The following is a 2,602-nucleotide window of genomic DNA, read 5'->3' as shown; positions in this document are numbered from 1 at the left end:
TGGCCGCTCCTCCTGTAGAAGAAGATGCGGGGTTGAATAATGGAGGTTTACCACCAACAAAAGCATTGGCGGTAAATTCTACTACCCAAGCAATTGGAGCCGAACAAGAAGTTGAAGAACCTAAGAGTTGGTGGGATATACTTATTGATTATATTTTCTAATTTACCTTTTAAAACTTAAAAGGATTATTATGGTATTACAATACTGTTGTACAGGCCTAAAAAAATTAGGCTTGTACATTTTTCTATTTGTCTTTTTGGTTTCAATTCCTTATTCATTAAAAGCTGAAACAAAAAATGAAGTCGAAGAAAAAATGAGCCAAACTTATGCTTTGGCCAGAAAGCATATTTCGGATAACCCTGCTTTAGCATTAAATTTCAGTGAAAAATTAAATACGCTGGCAACAAAGGCAGGTGATAGTTCATATTTGGCCAAAGCGTATTTATTAACAGGTTTTATTTTTAAAGATCAGCTTGAATTTAAAGCTGCAATCAATAATCTCGGCAAAGCGCTTGAACTTGTTCCAGAAAACAGTTCATTAGCAGTCTATATTTGTTCGAATCTGGGATGGACTTATAATTTAATGGGAGATAATGAAAATGCATTAAAGTACTCTCTTAAAAGTATAGAGATTAATAAATATCTAGGAATTGAAAGCAATGATTTGGAAAATACACTTGGACTAATCTATTTGGATCAAGGTCAATTTGATAAGGCTTTCAATATATTCCAGGAAAGTATAAGGAAGGCAAAAAGTAATAAAGATATATTGGAGGCTGAAGGTAACCTTGGTTGGTATTATTTAGTTCTCGAAGAATTGGATTCAGCCCAATATTATTTGGATAGATCTTTCGAGCTATTTAAAACATCTAACAATTACAATAGGACCTATGTAGAAGCTAACCTATTATCAAATTTTGGGCATTTGGCATTAAAAAAAGGCAATTTAGACGAGGCTCAAAGGTATTTGGAAGATTGTTACAATTTGTCGGCAAAATTTAATATTGGCATTACACTTAAAGAAAGCCTTGAGGGACTTACCAAAATCTTTTTGGCTAAAAATGATGCTCATAAATACCATGAATATTCTCAAAAATATTTAACCTTTAGAAACAATAAAAAAGAGCAATTAGAGGAATACTATCTTTCTGAATTAGAAAGAAAAGAAGGTGAGCTGGCTGATCAGAAACTTGTGGTTGCTAATGTAGAGGGGCAAAAAACAAATCTTTTATGGATAGGAGCCATTATTCTCACAGCTTTTCTTTTGACAGTTCTTTATGGCTTTTTATTATTCCGTCAGCGTTCAAGGGTCATCACTAATCCTTATACTGGAGAGAAAATCGATCTAAGTCCACTTCTGAAATACCTCAATCAAAATGGCTATGATCTCAAAAAAATATCAAATACCCTGGAGAAAGATGCCGAATTTTGGTTGGATTATGATCCAAAGAAAGATCTTGAAGGAGAAGTAATCCTTAAACGCCTTGAGAATTTTGAAAGGCTTTCAAAGGCCTTCAAGGGTATTTCCCAACCTGCGTTTTGAAGATCTTTTCCTAATATTTTAAATCCCTAAGAGGGATTTATTAACCTTGCCAATTTTAAAATTTGGTTGTGCCTTTAGGGTTGGTCTTCTTTTCTGAGCTATTTCATTTTTAGTGCAAACTTTTGGGTTAAATATCTTCCACTATAATATTCCTTTCCCTAGCACCTTTTTCTTTACTAAAAGAGAAGGGAATAAATTGTTTCTAAAATAAATATCAATAAAAAACCAGATTAGATTATAAGTAGGTTATTAATATGACCGACTAGTCACTTTTCTTCTTTTTTTCTTGCATTATGACTGAGTGGTCATTACATTTGATCCATGCCTACTATCACTTTTGAAAAGATCTCACAAGAAAAAAAGGAATTACTCCTTAGACATGCCTTACAGGAGTTTGCTTTGAACGACTACCAATCTGCTTCTGTCAGTAAAATTGTGAAGGCTTGTGGTATAGCCAAGGGAAGCCTCTATCAATATTTTGAAAATAAAAAGGATCTTTACTTTTACTTGAAAAAGGTTTGTGAAGAAAAGAAATCCAATTATATCTTTTCAGTACTTAATAAACCCTACGATTCTTTTTGGGATAAGTATGAAGCCATGTATCTGGAAGGGATAAAATTTGATTTAGAGAACCCTCTTCATAGTGGTTTTTTATACCAAATTTATCAGGAAAAGAATAATGAGGATTTGGGAGATTTATTAAAAGCCCACAAACAAAAAAGCCTGGAAATTTTTGAGCAACTTTTAGTAGGAGAGTATCAAAAGGGGCGGCTAAAAAAAGATCTGGATTTGAAAATTGCCGCTTTTATGATTGTTCAGCTTAGTATTGGAATAGTGGATTATCTAGAATTAGTTTGTGGAATTGATTTCCGAAGTAACATAAAAAATAATCAACCTGTATTTGGGCTTTCGGATAAGGAATTATTACATTTTGTTCGCCATATGAGCGGGTTTTTTCGGAAATCTTTCGGAAAATCCTAAAAATTTTGACCAATAAATGACTGGATGGTCATGTGTTTTAAATGGTTAATAATGAGTGGGATAATGAAGTGTTAATTT

Annotated in this window: 2 protein-coding genes; both read left to right on the top strand. The window is 32.9% G+C overall.

What is annotated here, in order from left to right; translation table 11 throughout:
* The first annotated feature begins 190 nt into the window (after positions 1–190).
* The gene (locus E1171_RS03090) at positions 191–1,543 is read left to right on the top strand and encodes a tetratricopeptide repeat protein (protein WP_155203972.1); all 1,353 of its coding nucleotides are present in this window, start codon (positions 191–193) and stop codon (positions 1,541–1,543) included.
* 321 nt (positions 1,544–1,864) lie between these two features.
* Positions 1,865–2,524, top strand: a complete 660-nt coding sequence (locus tag E1171_RS03085) for a TetR/AcrR family transcriptional regulator (protein ID WP_155203970.1) — start codon at positions 1,865–1,867, stop codon at positions 2,522–2,524.
* The last annotated feature ends 78 nt before the right edge of the window (positions 2,525–2,602 follow it).

This window comes from Xanthovirga aplysinae, assembly GCF_009711365.1.
Taxonomy (GTDB): Bacteria; Bacteroidota; Bacteroidia; order Cytophagales; family Cyclobacteriaceae; genus Xanthovirga; species Xanthovirga aplysinae.
The sequence above is the reverse complement of the archived record's forward strand: the minus strand, read 5'-3'. Positions and strand labels throughout refer to the sequence as shown.